Below are 15,498 nucleotides of genomic sequence, written 5' to 3' on the forward strand. Positions count from 1 at the left end.
ACCGCCTCATGACCAGCATCGGCATCCTGGGCGCCGGACGCGTCGGCGCCAACCTCGCCGACAAGCTCGCCTCGTCCGGACACCACGTCGTCCTCGGCCGCCGGAGCCCGAAGGAGCGGACGGAAGCACCCGTCCACGGCAACAACCCCGGCATCTCCTTCGCGGACCAGCGCACCACCGCCCGCACCTCGGACATCGTGATCAACGCGACGCCCGGCGACAGCTCCCTGGACCGCCTCACCGGTCTGCGCGCCGAACTCGCCGGGAAGATACTCGTCGACGTCTCCAACGCGACCACGGACGCCGACGACGGCCTGCCCGGCGCCCTGTGCTATCCCGGCAGCAGCCTCGCCGAACAGCTTCAGGCCGCCCTCCCGGACACCCGAGTGGTCAAGACCCTCAACACCATGCTGTTCATGGTCATGACCGCTCCCGCATCCCTGGCCACCCCACCGACCGTCTACCTGTCGGGCGACGACGAACACGCGAAGAAGGCGGTCACCGGCATGCTCGGCGACCTGGGCTGGCAGCCGTCATGGATCGAGGACCTCGGTGACATCACCACAGCACGCGCCACCGAGGCCATGATCCTGGTGGTGCCCCACGTCCTGCGCCGACGCGGCTTCCAGCCCTTCGCCGTGTCCCTCGCCCGCTGACCCCCTGGCCGGTCGGTATCACCGCCCCGCCCGGCCGAAGGCGACGGGGCGGACGCGTGCGCCTGAGGACCGGTCCGGGGCGTTCCGGGGCGCGTGAGACGCGCACCCGCGGGTAACCGGCGATGTCATGAACGCGTTGAGGATACGGCCGCAGAGTTCGCCGTACGGACCGGGCGCCGAACCGCCGTACGTCGCCGGTCTCGTCGGACCGAGGAGGTAGACATGCTCTTCCTGGTCGTCGCCCTGCTCCTGCTGGGCATCGTCCTCGGCTCGGCCGCCTACCTTCCCTGGCCCGTGACCCTGGTGGCCGGTGCCGTGATCGCCGTCTGGCTCGTCGTGTTCGCCGGTCGCGAGCGGCGTCGGCGCAGCCGGACGAGGAGGGCCTGACCATGCGGCTGACCGCACCACCCTCCGTCCGCACGGGCCGAAGGGACACAGAAGGCATGGCGGTGGCCTCCTTCGTCCTGGGACTTCTGGGACTGCTCGTCCTCAACCTGGTCCTCGGGCCCATCGCCATCGTGCTGGCCGTCATCGCCCTGCGCCGGGACACACCGCGTCGCTCACGAGCACTGCTCGGACTGGGGCTCGGCATCGCCGACCTGGTGCTGTTCGCCGTCCTGGCGTCCGCCCACGGAGCCACGTCCTGGTCGGTCTGGGGCGGCTGAGCGCTCCGGGGCGCCCGTGCCCTGTGCGGGCGCCCGGTTCGGCGCGCTCCCGTCCGAAAAGCGTCGCTCGTGCTGTCCCACCGGCCGGGCTCGGTGTGCCCCGGAGACGGCGGCGAGCGGAGTCGCCTGGCGGCGTGCAGCGCGTTCGGCACGCAGCGCGAGGGAGCGCCCCGTGTGCGTGCCGATACCAGTGGGGTACTCGGCGCCCCGACCGTTTTCATCGGGGTGCCGGTCCGCTTGACACCGGTATCGGCCCCGGCCCCGCCCGAGTCGTTTCTGGAGCCCACATGTCCCAGCCTCGCCAGCAGCAGGTCCCGCCCGGTGCGACGGGCGCGATGGTGCCTCGGCCGGATCACGGTGAACACAGCTACCGGGGCTCCGGACGGCTGGCCGGCAAGGCCGCGGTGATCACGGGCGGGGACAGCGGAATCGGACGTGCGGTGGCGATCGCCTACGCCCGTGAGGGCGCGGACGTCCTGGTCTCCTACCTGGACGAGCACGAGGACGCGGAGGAGACCGCGCGGTGGGTGCGGGACGCGGGCCGCACATGCGTACTGGTGCCCGGGGACCTGGCCGACCCGGCGCACTGCCGCTCCGTCGTCGACAAGGCCGTCGAGGAGTTCGGCCGGGTCGACGTACTGGTCAGCAACGCCGCGTTCCAGATGACCCACGACTCCCTCACGGACATTCCCGACGAGGAGTGGGACCGTACTCTCGCGGTCAACCTCAGCGCGTTCTTCCACTTGGCCAAGGCCGCGGTGCCGCACATGCGGCCCGGATCGTCGATCATCGGGAGCACCTCGGTCAACTCCGACAGTCCGCCCCCGCAGTTGCTGCCGTACAACGCCACCAAGGCGGGCATCGCCAACATGGTCGGTTCGCTGGCCCAGATGCTGGCGTCGAAGGGCATCCGCGCCAACAGCGTCGCCCCGGGGCCCATCTGGACGCCGCTCATCCCCGCGACCATGCCGCCCGAGCAGGTCGAGAGCTTCGGCTCCGAGGTGCCCCTCGGGCGGCCCGGCCAACCGGCCGAACTGGCGCCGGTGTACGTCATGCTCGCGTCCGACGAGGCCGCCTACGTGTCCGGTGCCAGGGTCGCCGTCACCGGCGGACAGCCGATCCTGTGAGCGCCGGGGACACGGCCCTGTACCCGTTGCGGCTGACGGTCACGGCGAGGCCCCTGGTTTTCGGCGGCCACGCCATCGCCCGCCGCCTGGGCAAAAGGGGCCTGCCCGACTGGAGCGTCGCGGAGACCTGGGAGTGCAGTGACGTCGAGGACCACCGGAGCGTGGTGACCAATGGCCCGCTGGCCGGCCGGACCCTGCACCAGGTGCTGTCGGAACAGCCCGAAGGGCTCATGGGCGCGGGCTTCTCCGGTGCGCGCTTCCCCGTGCTGACCAAGTTCATCGACGCCGCCGGCACCCTGCCCGTGCACCTGCACGCCGACGACGAGGCCGCCCGGCGCCTGGAGGGGCAGCCCAACGGAAAGACCGAAGCCTGGCACATCCTGGAAGCCGCCCCCGGCGCCACCGCCCTGTGCGGCGTCAAGGAGGGGATCACGGCCGGCCGATTGCGTGCCGCGCTGGAGGCGCAGGACTTCGACGCCGTACTGCGCCGTCTGCCGGTGCGCGCGGGCGAGACCCTCTACGTGCCCGGCGGCACCCTGCACAGCTTCGGGCCGGACACCCTCGTCTACGAGATCGAGCAGACGTCCGACATCCAGCAGCACGCGATGCGCTGGCACATGGAGGACGGCTCGCCGGTGGGTGATCAGGAACACCGGGCCAACCTCGACATGCTGATGCGGCAGGCCGACCTGGCGAACCGACCGGACTTCACGCCCGGATCGAGCATCGCCGTCGGGGACGGAGTGGAGCGGGTCTTCCTCTGCGCGGGCCCCTACTTCGCCCTCGAACGCTGGCGCGCCGGAACCGCCGAACCCTTGCGCCACGCCTTCACCACCGCGCACATCTTGTCGAACGTCGGCGCCCCGGTGCGGGTACGGACCGGCACGGGGAGCGAGGAACTGGGCCGCGCGGAGACGCTCCTGCTCCCCGCGGCGTGCGGTGACGTCGAGATCACCGGGCCTTCCGATGTCCTGTTCGGCTATCTCCCCGACCTCGACCGCGATGTCCGCGGCCCCTTGCTCGCCGCGGGATACCCCTTGTCGCTCCTGCGCCGGTTCACCGCGACGTCCGGCTGACGGGTGAGGAGCGCGCCCGGCACCTGCCTCGGGCAGGCGCCCTCTCGCCGAACCGACCGCGTCGCGCGCCCCGCCACGGTGCGGGTGCGGGTGCGAGCCGGCCCGCGCGCACAGGCGCGGCTGCCGCCCGCGACAGGCACGCGCGCAGCGACAGCGTTCCCACGGCGCCGCCACCACCGTGGTGACGTGACCGGCGAGGCCGCACCGCGTCGATCGATCCTCGGCGTGGCCACGGCCGCCGGACGTGACGACGGCCTGCGCCGATCCGGCGCGGCGCGGGCGCCCGAGAAGCCGGCCGGTGCCGGAGACCAGCCGGACGGGGCCGGTCCGGTGCGCCGTCCGGCGCGGTGAGTTCCTCTCTCGGCTGGTCGGCCGTGGCGTGCCTGTGCCCAGCCGTGCGAGGTTCCCCGTCGCGCAGGGCCGGGCCTGCGCAGCCTGTACCAGGTCATCGGTGGCGCACCGGCCGAGGAGTGTCCGTGCCGCGCCGTGCGCCGGGAGGAGCGCGGCCGTCCGCCGTCGCGGAGTACGCCGCGACGGGCGCGGCCCCGGCCGGTGGGGTCCTGCACGCTCTGGACCGCGCCGAGGCGCCGCACCGGGTCCCTACTCGTCGAGCGAGCGGACGGCGTCCGGCCGGGTGGTGTGGTCCGGGTGCCCCCGCGTGCGGCGCCGCTCCTTCAGCTCGGCCTCGTACAAGTGGTCCCTGCCCGCGACCAGTTCCCGGCGTGCCTCGGCTTCGATGTCCTTGAACGGCTCGTAATAGGTGGCGTTGTAGGCCTCGATGATCTGGAACGTCCAGTGCCCGGGGATCACGTTGCGGCCCAGGATCTCCCGCTGCACCCGGTCCGCCCACCCGTGCTGGCCGGCCTCCCGCAGCAGCGCCACCGCACGGTCCAGTGCGAAGTCGGCCCCTCCCGTGAGCTGGTGGAAGGCGTAGAGGTGGCCGCGGGCACGTTCGGTCGTCTCCAGCGCCTTCGACAACGCCCCAAGGGCCTGGACGAGGGTGTCCGAGACATTCGGCGGGCGCCGGTGCGCGCCGTCCGGGCCGTCATGGTGAGTGCTCATGCCCTCACGCATCCCCCGGCCCGGCTGGTTTCGCGCTCCCGCGCCGCCACATGGGCAGCCGCGGCCACCCGTCCGGCGGGCACCCGGCCCCCCTCGCCGGGCAACTCGAAACGGTCAGTGCCCGTCCGTGTCCCCGAGGCTCCGTACGGCCTCCTTCACCTTGGCCACCGCGAAGCCCCAGCCCTGCTCGACGGTCGGCTGGGCCGGAACGGCGACCTCGTCGGGGTTGGTGAGGACGTCCAGCAGGACCGGGCCCGGACTGCGGAAGGCCCGCCGCACCGCGCTCTCCACGTCCGACGGGTCCGTCACGCGGATGCCGGTGATGCCCATGGCCTCGGCCACGGCGGCGAAGTCGGGATTGTCGAGCACGGTACCGAACTCGGGCAGCCCGGCCTGTTCCTGTTCGAGTTTCACCATCCCCAGCCGGCGGTTGTCGAAGACGACGAGCTTGACGGGCAGGCGGTGGGTCTTGAGGGTCATGAGGTCGCCGAGGAGCATGCTCAGTCCGCCGTCGCCGCAGAAGGCCACGACCTGGCGTTCGCGGTCCAGGCACTGGGCGCCCAGTGCCTGCGGCATGGCATTGGCCATCGAACCGAGGTTGTACGAGCCGATGAGGCGTCGCTCGCCGCGCATCTCGACGAAACGGGAGAGCCACACCGTGGCCATGCCCGTGTCGGACGTGAAGACGGCGTCGTCGGCGGCGGCACGGTCCACCGCGGCGGCCAGCACCTCGGGCCTGATGTCGTGGGCACGGTTGTCCAGCGCGGAACGGAGTCGCCCGACGAGGCCTTGATCATGACGGGGGTCGGCGAGCCGGGCCTGGCCGGCGCGCCACCGGTCGAAGCGTTCCCGCGCCTGGTCCAGGTGCGAACGGTCACGTGCGTCCCCGGGCGCGGTGGCGAGGTGGTCCAGCAGGTCGCGGACGGTGGCGCCGGTGTCCCCCACCAGCCCGACGTCGACCGGCACCCGGCGTCCGATGTGCGTGGCCTCGGTGTCGACCTGGATCACCGTCCTGCCCTCGGGATACCAGTCCCGGTAGGGGAAGTCGGTGCCGAGCAGCAGAAGAGTGTCCGCGTCCTGGAGGGCCGCCGCTGCGGCGGGGTTGCCGATCAGACCGGTCTGGCCGACCTGGAAGGGGTTGTGGTCACCCTCGAATCCCGCCTTCGCCTTCAGCGTGAGCACCATCGGCGCGGCCAGACGGTCGGCCAGAGCGAGGACGTCCTCGCGAGCGGCGCGCGCTCCTTCCCCGACGAGCATGGTGACGCGCTCCGACCGGTCGAGGAGTTCCGCGGCGCGCCGGCCGGCCGCTCCGTCCGGCCGGCTCACCGGAGGGGTCAGCGAGAACCTGGGCGGCCGGTCGGTTGTCACCTCCCGCTCTCCCAGGTCGCCGGGCACGGTGAGGACGGCGACTCCCCTGCGGCCGAGCGCGCTGCGCACCGCCGTCTCCAGGAGCTGCGGCAGTTGGCCGGGCGAGGTGATGGTGGCGCGGAAGACCGCCACGTCGCTGAAGAGGGCGTCGTTGTCGACCTCCTGGAAGTAGTCGCTGCCGAGTTCGGCGAGCGGTACCTGGCCGGCGATGGCCAGGACCGGGGCGTGGCTCTTGGCGGCGTCGTACAGCCCGTTGAGGAGGTGGACGGAGCCGGGTCCGACGGTGCCCATGCACACGCCGAGGGTGCCGGTGAGCTGGGACTGGGCGCTCGCGGCGAAGGCCGCCGCCTCCTCGTGCCGGCAACCGACCCATTCCAGGTTCTCCGTGCCGCGGATCGCGTCGGTCAGGGGATTGAGGGCGTCCCCCACGACGCCGAACACCTGGCGTACGCCGAGTTCGCTCAGTGCGTCCACGATGACGCGGGCAACGGTACGGGGCATGTGGATCCTCCGGGTCAGACGGTGAAACGGTCGGGGTCGGCGGCCGCCCAGTCGGCCGCCCACGAGGCCGGTGGCTCGGCGAGCAACTGCCCCGGTTCGAGCCACTCGTACAGTTCTTCGTAGGAGCGCTCGGTGACGGGGTCCACGCGTCGACGGAGCATGTGCGGACGCAGCTCCGCGGGATCCGTGACACCCATGGACGCCATGAGCTGCAGCGCGCCGGCCACGGTCGCCTCCTGGAATCGCCGCACGCGTGCCGTCTTGTCATGGACGTCGAGGGCGCGCGCCCGGCGGGGGTCCTGGGTGGTGACGCCGGTGGGGCAGGTGTTCGTGTGGCACCGCTGCGCCTGGATGCAGCCGACGGCGAACATCATCGCGCGTGCGGCGTTGCCGTAGTCGGCGCCCTGCACCATGCGCTTGACGAGGTCGGTACCGGTGGCGATCTTGCCGCTCGCCCCGACCTTGATCCGGTCGCGGAGCCCCGCGCCCACGAGGGCGTTGTGCACGGTGAGCAGCCCCTCGGTGAGCGGGGTGCCCACGTGGTCCGCGAACTCCAGCGGTGCCGCGCCCGTTCCTCCCTCGGAGCCGTCCACCACGATGAAATCCGGGGCGGTGCCCTCCTCCACCATCGCCTTGCACACGGCCAGGAACTGCCGGCGCGAGCCCACACAGAGCTTGAACCCGGCGGGCTTGCCGCCCGACAGCTCGCGCATGTGGGCGATGAACCGCACGAGTTCGCGCGGAGTGGAGAACACGCGGTGGTACGGCGGGGAGACAACCGTCCGTCCTTCGGGCACGTCCCGGACCCGGGCGATCTCGGCGTTCACCTTGGCGCCCGGCAGCACACCGCCGATGCCGGGCTTGGCGCCCTGCGACAACTTCAGGGACACGCACTTGACGTGGTCGTGCGCGGCTTTGTCGGCGAACTCGGCCGCGTCGAAGCCGCCGTCCTCGGTGCGGCAGCCGAAGTACCCGGTGCCGATCTCCCACACGAGGTCGCCGCCCGGACGCAGGTGGTACTCGGACAGGCCGCCCTCACCGGTGTCCTGGGCGAATCCCCCGGCCGCCGCGCCTCCGTTGAGTGCGAGGATCGCGTTGGCGGACAGCGAACCGAAGCTCATCGCGGACACGTTCAGCAGCGCCATGTCGTACGGCCGGGCGCATTCCGGGCCGCCGATGCGCACGCGCGGCGGATGCTCCGGCACCGGGCACGGGGCCATCGACGGAACCAGGAACTCGTGACCGGGCTGGTACACGTCCCGTTCGGTGCCGTACGGCTCCTCCGCGTCCGTGCCCTTGGCCCGCTCGTAGACGATGCTTCGCACGTCCCGGTCGAAGGGGCGCCCGTCGTAGTTCCGCTCGATGAAGTACTGCTGCAGTTCCGGACGGATGCGCTCCATGAGGAAGCGGGCATGGCCGAGAACGGGATAGTTGCGCAGCACCGAGTGCTCTCGCTGGACCAGGTCCCAGCCGCCCAGCGCACCCAGGGACACCAGCGGAAGGGCCGCGAACCACCAGTAGGGCGAGGTTCCGACGGCTGCCGCGGCGCTCACGATCGCGGCGATCGTGGTCAGGAGGACGATCACAATGCGGGTCACCCCTCGCGCATTGCCCGACGACCGGCCTCCATGCACCCGGACCTCCCAAGAACCCGTCATTTCCTGCGCGCCGGCGAGGGCCACGGCCGCGGAGGAAGGCGTGCGACTCCCCTGCGCGGGAAGCAGGAACCGCAGGGACCCGTCGCACAGGGCGGCGGCCCTCGCGAAGACGACAGGAGGAGGTCGGCGATGGAATGGTCTGGCTGGATCGTCTTCTTCATCGCGGTGGCGGTGTCGCTCACCGCGGCGGCACTGGTCATCCAGGCCAAACGCCGCAGCGGAACGGTGATCGCCGTGCGTTCGGGTCGCCGGCCGGGCAGGGAGGGATCGCGGTGATCACCCCCCTGCTCGCCTCGGAACTGACCAAGCGGGTGGTCGTGACCCTGAGCGGCGAGGCGGTCGCCCAGGTCAAGGACACCGTTTTCGACTTCAAGGCAGGCCGGATCACCGGCTTCACGCTGAGCGGGCGCGGCCTGCTCGCCGGTCCGCTCAAGGTGAGCCTGCCGTTCTCCGGAGTGCACGCCATCGGCCCCTTTGCCGTGATGGTCCCCAGTGCGGCGGTCCTGACGGAGCGGAAGGCGGTCCTGGCGGCCCATGAAGCCGAGCACGGGCAGGTCATCGGCGCGCCGGTCCTCACCGACCGGGGAACCGAAGCGGGCACGGTCCTGGACGTCGTGATCGAGGCCGGCAGCAGCGGACGTCTGATCGGCTTCGAGATCGCCATGAAGGAGGACACCGGCACCGGCCACGAGCGGCGCAGGGCGTTCATCCCGCGCGGAGAGGCGCTCGCCGTCTCCGGACGCGCCATGATCGTCCCCGCGCACGCCCGCCACTTCGTCGCCGACGACCTGCCGAGCTTCGGCGCCCAGGTCGAGGCCTTCCGCCGGCACACGGCGCGGCCGTCCCACCTCACGCCCACGACCACCGAGGAGGCCCAGGCATGATGCTGATGAGTCAGGCCCACGGGCTTTTGGTGATCACGGCCGAGGAAGCCGAACAGCTGGGCCGCGTGAGCGGCCTGACCATCGACCCGCGCACGAGGAGCGTCGTCGGCGTGCGTCTGTCCGGGGCTCCGAAACACGCGACGGCGATCGCCTGGGACCGGATCGAAGGAGTGGGACGAAGCGCCGTCGTCGTACGGTCCGTCACCGCCGCCGGTGCCGGCCGGGACGATCTCCCCACCCATCACGAGATCCTCGGCAAGCGGGTCCTCACGGAAAACGGCAGCGAGCACGGCACCGTCAAGGACATCGCCTTCGACACCACCACCGGCCACATCCACACGCTGTACACCGCTCTCGGCGACATCTCCGGGAACCACCTCCTGGGCGTCGGCGGGTACGCGGTCGTCGTACGCGGTGCCTAGCGCGGCGGCGGTTCCCATGTGTCGACGGCGTGCGTGACGCCGCCGGCACGGGCGGCTCGGCAACGGGCCCACCGCCGCGGTGGGCGCGGCCGGCCTTCAGCTCGTGCGGCCGAAGCAGCGTTCGAGTTCGTTCAGGTCGTAGAACGCGCTGCCCTTCGACACCGGGCGGCAGCCCTGCTTGAAGGCGGTCTCCTTCTCGTCGTAGAGCATGCGCACCAGGTAGGTGTCGCCCTTGCGGAAGACGTCCCACTGGATGTTCGCGGCCATGGGGGCGACGGACGCCCCGCGCCACGTGTTGTCCTCGTAGGTGTACGGATGATCGGGCGTCGCCGCTTCGGTGCTGCCCGGCAGGCCCATCAGCGCGGCCAGCGGGATGATCTCCTCGGCGTGCGTGAAGCGCAGCTCCGCGCCCAGGTTGCTCGTGCCGTCGCGCTTGGCCTCGACCTGCCGGAAGAAGTCGTCGAGCAGGACGTCCGCCATCTTGTAGGTGATGTCGCTGTCCGCGAAGCCGGGGCCCTTCTCGTAGAAGTCCTCGGCGTCGCTCAGGTATCCGAACCATGCGGCGTCGCGCGGCGCGATGTAGCGCTCCATGGGCAGGGCGCGGCCGTCCGGCATCTCGGCGCTCATGGCCGGGGCGATCGCGTAGAGGTTGTAGACGGCCTGGGCGGCGTCGACGTCCGAGGCGATGGCGGAGAACTCGCCGTCCGCGATGCGCTGGACGAACGCGGGGGTGAAGATCCTCTCCAGGACCCTGCGGGCGGCCTTCCGGGTGGCGGGCTGATCGGTGATGCTCGTGAGGGTGGCGGCCAGCCGCTGGTCGTGGTCGATGTAGTCGCGGTAGGCGGCGCCGCCGGCCGACTTGTGGAAGTAGAGCAGGTCCCGGTCGGACCGGGCGGGCCGGATGAGCGGCTTCAGGGCGGGGTCGGCGGCGGCGAGGGCGCCGGTGAACACGGTGCCGCCGGCGACGGTGCGTGCCTCGCCGGAGTTGACGACATCGATGGGTTCGGAGTCCTCGGCGATCCGCCGGAACAGATCCGGAAGCCGCTGCTCCATGCGTGCCGCGGCGCCGCGCAGCTCCTGTTCGCCGCGCCCGCTCAGGTTTCCGTGGCCGATCTTGTCCATGGCGGCGAGGAGGGTTCGCACGTCGGGCCCGAACCGCCTGCCGGCGGAGGTGAGCCGGCCTTCGCGGGCGGCCTGGTCCCACAGCCCGAGGATGAGGTCGCCGTCCTTGCCGCTGGTCGCGGCGCGCGAGCCGTGCCGGGAGACGGTCTCGGTGAAGACGGGGACGTAGCCCCTGGGCGCGTGCTGGTAACTGCCTACGTTCTGCCGCGGCTCGTACGACGCCTTGGTGCCGTAACTGTCGAGGGACCGCGAGCCGGTGGCGTGGGCGGGCACCGAGGCGGCGAGCAGCGCGGACAGTCCGAGGGCGATGGCAGGGGCGACCCGTTTCATACGGCGCATGGTGATCGGTGCGGGTGAACGGAGGCCGACCCCCAGGTGGCCGCAACTGATCGTTCGGGATCGGCGACGGCACAGCCGGGCCGGTGAACCGGGCGGCCCGGTCGGCATGCCGGGTCGGCGCGGTCGAGCGGGAGCCGCCTCAGGAGGCGTCGTCCGGCGGCTTCCCCCGCTGGGGTTCGGGCGGCGGATCGAAGCGCACGCTGACCTTCTGGAACCCCTTGAAGGCCTCGGTGGCGGCGTACGACCGGTAGGCGCGGCGGTCCGCCGCGCTCAGCTGCACCCGGTCCGTGAACGGCGTCAGCAGGCTGCGGGGCCACAGGCGCATGACCCACACGGCCCCCGCCTCGGCCGCCATGACGAAGATCAGGGCCCCGACGTAGAGCCAGGCGAGCAGGCCCAGGACGATGCCGAACATGCCGTAGGTGGCGGTGGCCCCGTGCAGCACGTGGCTCACGTAGTAGGAGCCGACCCACTGCAGCGCCTGCCACGCGCAGGCACCGCCCAGCGCGACTCCGGCGAGCCGGCGCAGCGGCAGGGCCCGGTGTGTCAGCAACCGGTAACTCACGAGCAGCAGAAGCGCGTTCAGGCACACGGACCCGGCGGTGACGGCCAGCCAGCTTCCGCCCCGCAGCCGCACGCCGAACAGGTACGTCTGTGAGGCCGCCACCGACAGCAGGGTGGACGCGCACAGCCCGACCGCGAGGATCAGCAGGAACACCAGCCCCTTCAGCCTCGAACGGAGCGGGTCCGGGCGGGCGTGCCGGGGAACCGCCCAGATCTTGTTGAGGGCGTACTGCGCGGCCTGGGCGACACCGAGCGAGCCGTAGACGCTGCCCGCGATACCCGCGGCGAGCGCGGCCCCGTTGCCGCGGAAGGAGTGGATGTTGTGGCCGAGCTGGTCGCCGATGACCGGGAACTTGCGCAGCGCCGAGTCCATGACCTGCTGCCGCAGGGCGGGATCGTCGCTCAGGAAGGTGCTCAGGACGGCGACGAGAATGAGGAACAGCGGGAAGAGCGAGAGGAAGCCGTAGTAGGTGAGCAGGGCCGCGAGGTACAGGCCCTGGTCGTCGTAGAACTTGTACAGGACGCCGAGCGGCAGGCCCACCCAGTGGTGGCCTCTCTGGAAGCCGTCGACGCGCTCGAGGAATCCCATGACCTGCGCTCAACCTAGGTGATCGGTTCCAAGGGGTGCCCCCCGGGTGCCCCCGGAGACGAGTGCGAGGGCACCCGGTATCGGTTATGGCGAACAATCGGACACTCCGGCACCAGCACCCTATGCGACGCCCGACCAGTTTGGGGGCCGCTGGGTCGGCCAGCGGCTGCCGAGCGTGTTCGAGCACGGATCGCCGAGGGGTGCGTCCCGCCTTCGCGGCTGCACGGGCACGCACGGGCACCGGCCCGTCCTCGTTCTCTGTCCGAGGCCGCGGCGAGCGCGGCCACCGCGTCCGGCCGCCGGTCGCGGCCGAACGCCGCGACCCGCGGTCCCCGCGTCCCGAAGCCGGTGACCAGCGGGTGCGGGAGGTAGCCACTGCGGACGGCGGGCGCCCAGCCCCGCGTCCGGTACGCGAGAGCGGTGAGGGCGATGGGGACGAGCGCCCACCTGGTGGCGGTTCGTTCGCACTGCCCCGCTCCTTGATGGATCTCGTCCAGGCCCACGGGCGGGGTCCGACGGTGCCGGCGCCCGCGGTGGCCGGAACCCGGGCCGGTGCTGGTGCGGGCGTCGAGGCGGGCCTCGGCGCCGGCTCCCGGTATCGGGCGTCGGATGCCGGACGCGGGCGGCCCCTGACGCGCCGGGCGGTGGTGGGTCAGGACGCGTGGGGGAACCGGGCCAGGGGCGGGTCCTGGGTGAAGAATGTCTTGGCGCGCAGGAGGGCGGGTTCGTCGGTGAGGACCTGGCCGGGGTGTGTGCCGTTGCCGAGCAGGACGCCGCCGAAGCGCATGCCCATGTAGGCCGCGGTGTGGTGGAGAGTGAGGACCAGCGGCTCGGCCACCTCCTTCTCACGGTGTGCCATGGCGGTGACGCCCCACAGGGTGCGGCCGGCCATCTTCGCCCGGAAGCCGGGGTCGGGGGTGCGCAGCCACTTGCTCCAGTAGTCGAGGTAGCGCTTGGTGGCGGCGGAGACGGAGTACCAGTACAGCGGGGAGGCGATCACGATGTCGGTGGCGGCGGCCGTCGCCTCGCGCAGCAGCGTCTCGTCGCTCTCCCCCGCCGGCCCGGCGTCCGTGCCGTGGCGCTCGTCCCGGAAGTCGGGCAGGCGGAGTTCGGTGAGGTCCAGCCAGCGCTGTTCCACGTCGGCCGGGAGCTGGTCCGCTGCCGCCCGGGCGAGCAGTTCGGTGTTGCCGCCCGTACGGGCGCTGCCGAGCAGGAAGAGGAACGAACGGGTCATGGAGGTGCTCCAGGGGTGCGGCGGGTCGGTTCCGCCTGTCCAACCCTGGCCGGCCGGCGGGCATTCCGGCGGTGCGGCGCGCGCCTCAGCCGACCGCCGACTCCCACACCGGCAACTCGGCGCGGTCCACCGCCACCACGACAGGAGTGGCGGCCGGCTTCATGGCCGGCGCAGCGTCCCCAGGGGCCAACTAAGCGCCGTTCAGGCGCACTTCGCCGCCACGACGTGAACGCACCCGGTCGCGCCGATGTGCGGCCACGTATGCCGGTCCGCCGGGGAACCCGTTGCGAACTGCGCGCACCGACGCACTCGCGTCGACGGCGCACAGGTCAGCGGCCATCACCCGCCGGAACCGCGTGCTCATCGGCGTGGCGCGGCTTGTACGGCACTCGCACCGGGAAGATGAGGAAGTCCTCGACGCCGACCATGGGAGAGGGTTACGCGGTGACGACGCTGGCCTGGCGGAGATCTCGCCAACCGGGCGGTTGGCTGGTGCGGGTGGGGACAGGTCGGCGATGAGTCCGGCGAGTTCGCTCGATCCGAAGCTGTTCGACGAGACGGTGGCGGCGGTCGCGTTGTTCGCCGGCCCCGAGCACCGCTTGGTCTACCAGAACGCGGCCTGCTCCAGGATGCTCGGCGCACGGCCCCTGGGGCTGCCCGCCAGGGAAGCGTTCCGTGAACCGGATGCCGTGGAATTCATGACCGTACTGGACGATGTCGTCGCCACCGGACGGCCGCGCCGGATCCTGGACTCCCGCGAGCCCGACCCGGGCGCCGCGGAACAGGCCAGGTACTTCGTCTACTCCTGCACGCCCGTCACGCTGCCCGACGGTCCCGGCGCGATGGTCGTCGCACTGGACACCACGGCCGAGACGATGGCGCTCGAGCGGTACGAGGCGCTGGTGTCGGCCGTGTCGCAGATGGTGTGGGTCCTGCATGCGGACGGCTCCGCGGAGGAGGTCGTCCCCGGCTGGCAGGAGCTGACCGGATCGCCGTGGCACGGCTGGATGGACGAGGACTGGTACGCCTACATCCATCCGCGTGACCGCGAGGGACTCGGCCGCGCCTGGCACGCTGCCTCCGCCCAGGAGCCTCCGGGTGTCATGGAGAGCACTTTCCGGGTGCGGACCGCCGACGGCTCCTATCGCCACATGTCGACCCGCTGCGTACCCATCCTGCGTCACGGCCGCGCCGAGGAGTGGGTCGCCGCGACGGACGACGTCGAAGAGACGTGGCGTGCCTCGCTGCGGGAACGCGTGCTCGCGCGCGTGGCGGAGGCGGCCGCCGGCAGTCTGGAGGAGGTCTTCGCCGCGGTCGTGCGGACGGTCGTGCCCGAACTCGCCGACTCCTGTGTGGCGTTGCTGCTGTCCCACGAGGAATGGCCGCTGCCGGAGAACGCGACCGTCACGGCGCGGCGGGTCGCCTCCGCGATCCGCCCGGGGCTGCCGGCCGCCCCCGCTCTGCGGGAGCAGAGCGTCGCCGTCACGGGCACCGTGCGGGAGCTCCTGGAGAGCCGGGCCCCGCGGACCTTCCGCCCTCCCCCGGCCGGACGGCTCCCCTCCGGTCTGGTACCTGCCGTCACCGAGCGCTGGCTGGTCGCCGCGGGCGCCACCAGCCTGACACTCGTCCCGCTGGTCGTCGACGGCATCGTCCTCGGCTACGCCGCCACGAGCACCAACGGCGACACGCCGGTACCCGGCCCCGACGACGTCGAACTGCTGCGCAAGGTCCTCCACCTCGCACAACGACCCATCCACCGGGTCCTCGACCTCCAGCGCGCCCGTCGGATCGCCTTGCGCCTCCAGCGCGCCCATCTGACCGAGCCACCGACCGTGCCCGGCGCGTCCCTGGCCGCCTGCTACCAGCCGGCCAGCTCGGCCAACGAGATCGGCGGCGACTGGTACGACGCCATCGTCCACTCCGACGGCACCCTGGCCCTCGACATCGGAGACGTCGCCGGCCACGACCTCGCCGCGGCGACCGCCATGGGCCAGTTGCGCAGCATGTGCCGCGGCCTCGCCTGGAACATGGGGCCCGACTGCGCGCCCGGGACCGTGCTGGCCATGCTCGACGACGCCGCCGACGGGCTGGCCATCGCCTCGTTCGCCACCGCCGTCCACACCCGCCTGCGGCGGTGGCCGGACGGCACCTGGCGGATGGCATGGTCCAACGCCGGGCACCCACCGCCCCTGCTCATCCCCGCCCGGGGGACGCCCCGCTTCCTCACCGGC

At 72.1% G+C, this 15,498-nt stretch carries 15 protein-coding genes; 9 read left to right on the top strand and 6 right to left on the bottom strand.

Going from position 1 to position 15,498, the window contains the following annotated elements:
- Window positions 1–8 precede the first annotated feature (8 nt).
- From FRZ03_RS28675 to FRZ03_RS28690, 5 genes are all read left to right on the top strand, one after another.
- Window positions 9–656, top strand: a complete 648-nt coding sequence (locus FRZ03_RS28675) for an NADPH-dependent F420 reductase (protein ID WP_146468014.1) — start codon at window positions 9–11, stop codon at window positions 654–656.
- Window positions 657–878: 222 nt separating this feature from the next.
- On the top strand, window positions 879–1,043 hold the full coding sequence (locus FRZ03_RS39455; RefSeq protein WP_186785669.1) for a hypothetical protein: 165 nt from the start codon (window positions 879–881) through the stop codon (window positions 1,041–1,043).
- Between the two features lie 2 nt (window positions 1,044–1,045).
- The gene (locus FRZ03_RS28680; protein ID WP_146468015.1) at window positions 1,046–1,321 is read left to right on the top strand and encodes a DUF4190 domain-containing protein; all 276 of its coding nucleotides are present in this window, start codon (window positions 1,046–1,048) and stop codon (window positions 1,319–1,321) included.
- 287 nt (window positions 1,322–1,608) lie between these two features.
- Window positions 1,609–2,448 carry an SDR family oxidoreductase gene (locus tag FRZ03_RS28685; RefSeq protein ID WP_146468016.1) on the top strand — a complete coding sequence of 280 codons (840 nt, stop codon included), beginning with the start codon at window positions 1,609–1,611 and terminating at the stop codon, window positions 2,446–2,448.
- Complete coding sequence (locus FRZ03_RS28690; protein WP_186785670.1) at window positions 2,445–3,524, top strand: class I mannose-6-phosphate isomerase; 1,080 nt, start codon at window positions 2,445–2,447, stop codon at window positions 3,522–3,524. The genes FRZ03_RS28685 and FRZ03_RS28690 overlap by 4 nt, the downstream gene beginning before the upstream one ends.
- A 600-nt stretch (window positions 3,525–4,124) precedes the next feature.
- On the opposite strand, the gene FRZ03_RS28695 is transcribed toward FRZ03_RS28690, so the two are convergent.
- The 3 genes from FRZ03_RS28695 to FRZ03_RS28705 form a co-directional block, all read right to left on the bottom strand.
- On the bottom strand, window positions 4,125–4,586 hold the full coding sequence (locus FRZ03_RS28695; protein WP_146468017.1) for a hypothetical protein: 462 nt from the start codon (window positions 4,584–4,586) through the stop codon (window positions 4,125–4,127).
- 114 nt (window positions 4,587–4,700) lie between these two features.
- Window positions 4,701–6,455, bottom strand: coding sequence for a thiamine pyrophosphate-dependent enzyme (locus tag FRZ03_RS28700; protein ID WP_146468018.1), 1,755 nt, complete (start codon window positions 6,453–6,455; stop codon window positions 4,701–4,703).
- Window positions 6,456–6,469: 14 nt separating this feature from the next.
- Complete coding sequence (locus FRZ03_RS28705) at window positions 6,470–8,053, bottom strand: FMN-binding glutamate synthase family protein (protein WP_186785671.1); 1,584 nt, start codon at window positions 8,051–8,053, stop codon at window positions 6,470–6,472.
- 189 nt (window positions 8,054–8,242) lie between these two features.
- Between FRZ03_RS28705 and FRZ03_RS39460 the strand changes: the two genes are divergently transcribed.
- Genes FRZ03_RS39460 through FRZ03_RS28715 form a run of 3 tightly spaced genes read left to right on the top strand, consistent with a single transcriptional unit; the run spans window position 8,243 to window position 9,419 of the window.
- Window positions 8,243–8,389: a hypothetical protein gene (locus FRZ03_RS39460; RefSeq protein WP_186785672.1), complete on the top strand. Its 147-nt coding sequence runs from the start codon at window positions 8,243–8,245 to the stop codon at window positions 8,387–8,389.
- The gene (locus FRZ03_RS28710; RefSeq protein ID WP_146468020.1) at window positions 8,386–8,997 is read left to right on the top strand and encodes a PRC-barrel domain-containing protein; all 612 of its coding nucleotides are present in this window, start codon (window positions 8,386–8,388) and stop codon (window positions 8,995–8,997) included. Before FRZ03_RS39460 ends, FRZ03_RS28710 begins: the two co-directional genes overlap by 4 nt.
- Window positions 8,994–9,419 carry a PRC-barrel domain-containing protein gene (locus FRZ03_RS28715; protein ID WP_146468021.1) on the top strand — a complete coding sequence of 142 codons (426 nt, stop codon included), beginning with the start codon at window positions 8,994–8,996 and terminating at the stop codon, window positions 9,417–9,419. The genes FRZ03_RS28710 and FRZ03_RS28715 overlap by 4 nt, the downstream gene beginning before the upstream one ends.
- Before the next feature lie 96 nt (window positions 9,420–9,515).
- Here the strand turns inward: FRZ03_RS28715 and FRZ03_RS28720 are convergent, their stop codons facing one another.
- The 3 genes from FRZ03_RS28720 to FRZ03_RS28735 all read right to left on the bottom strand — a co-directional run bounded on the left by FRZ03_RS28720 (window position 9,516) and on the right by FRZ03_RS28735 (window position 13,267).
- Window positions 9,516–10,871: a histidine-type phosphatase gene (locus FRZ03_RS28720; protein WP_146468022.1), complete on the bottom strand. Its 1,356-nt coding sequence runs from the start codon at window positions 10,869–10,871 to the stop codon at window positions 9,516–9,518.
- Window positions 10,872–11,019: 148 nt separating this feature from the next.
- Window positions 11,020–12,033, bottom strand: coding sequence for a YihY/virulence factor BrkB family protein (locus FRZ03_RS28725; RefSeq protein ID WP_146468023.1), 1,014 nt, complete (start codon window positions 12,031–12,033; stop codon window positions 11,020–11,022).
- Window positions 12,034–12,685: 652 nt separating this feature from the next.
- The gene (locus FRZ03_RS28735; RefSeq protein ID WP_146468025.1) at window positions 12,686–13,267 is read right to left on the bottom strand and encodes a flavodoxin family protein; all 582 of its coding nucleotides are present in this window, start codon (window positions 13,265–13,267) and stop codon (window positions 12,686–12,688) included.
- 515 nt (window positions 13,268–13,782) lie between these two features.
- Here FRZ03_RS28735 and FRZ03_RS28740 point away from each other — a divergent pair.
- Window positions 13,783–15,498, top strand: a 1,716-nt coding sequence (locus FRZ03_RS28740; protein ID WP_146468026.1) for a SpoIIE family protein phosphatase, incomplete at its 3' end; no start/stop codon positions are given.

Source organism: Streptomyces misionensis, assembly GCF_007896895.1.
GTDB classification, from domain to species: Bacteria; Actinomycetota; Actinomycetes; order Streptomycetales; family Streptomycetaceae; genus Streptomyces; species Streptomyces misionensis_A.

What these genes read in the sequence shown, in the direction of transcription:
- FRZ03_RS28675 (WP_146468014.1), top strand. Translation starts at nt 9, where the DNA reads ATGACCAGCATCGGCATCCTGGGCGCCGGACGCGTCGGCGCCAACCTC.
- FRZ03_RS39455 (WP_186785669.1), top strand. Translation starts at nt 879, where the DNA reads ATGCTCTTCCTGGTCGTCGCCCTGCTCCTGCTGGGCATCGTCCTCGGC.
- FRZ03_RS28680 (WP_146468015.1), top strand. Translation starts at nt 1,046, where the DNA reads ATGCGGCTGACCGCACCACCCTCCGTCCGCACGGGCCGAAGGGACACA.
- FRZ03_RS28685 (WP_146468016.1), top strand. Translation starts at nt 1,609, where the DNA reads ATGTCCCAGCCTCGCCAGCAGCAGGTCCCGCCCGGTGCGACGGGCGCG.
- FRZ03_RS28695 (WP_146468017.1), bottom strand. Translation starts at nt 4,586, where the DNA reads ATGAGCACTCACCATGACGGCCCGGACGGCGCGCACCGGCGCCCGCCG.
- FRZ03_RS28700 (WP_146468018.1), bottom strand. Translation starts at nt 6,455, where the DNA reads ATGCCCCGTACCGTTGCCCGCGTCATCGTGGACGCACTGAGCGAACTC.
- FRZ03_RS39460 (WP_186785672.1), top strand. Translation starts at nt 8,243, where the DNA reads ATGGAATGGTCTGGCTGGATCGTCTTCTTCATCGCGGTGGCGGTGTCG.
- FRZ03_RS28715 (WP_146468021.1), top strand. Translation starts at nt 8,994, where the DNA reads ATGATGCTGATGAGTCAGGCCCACGGGCTTTTGGTGATCACGGCCGAG.
- FRZ03_RS28720 (WP_146468022.1), bottom strand. Translation starts at nt 10,871, where the DNA reads ATGAAACGGGTCGCCCCTGCCATCGCCCTCGGACTGTCCGCGCTGCTC.
- FRZ03_RS28725 (WP_146468023.1), bottom strand. Translation starts at nt 12,033, where the DNA reads ATGGGATTCCTCGAGCGCGTCGACGGCTTCCAGAGAGGCCACCACTGG.
- FRZ03_RS28735 (WP_146468025.1), bottom strand. Translation starts at nt 13,267, where the DNA reads ATGACCCGTTCGTTCCTCTTCCTGCTCGGCAGCGCCCGTACGGGCGGC.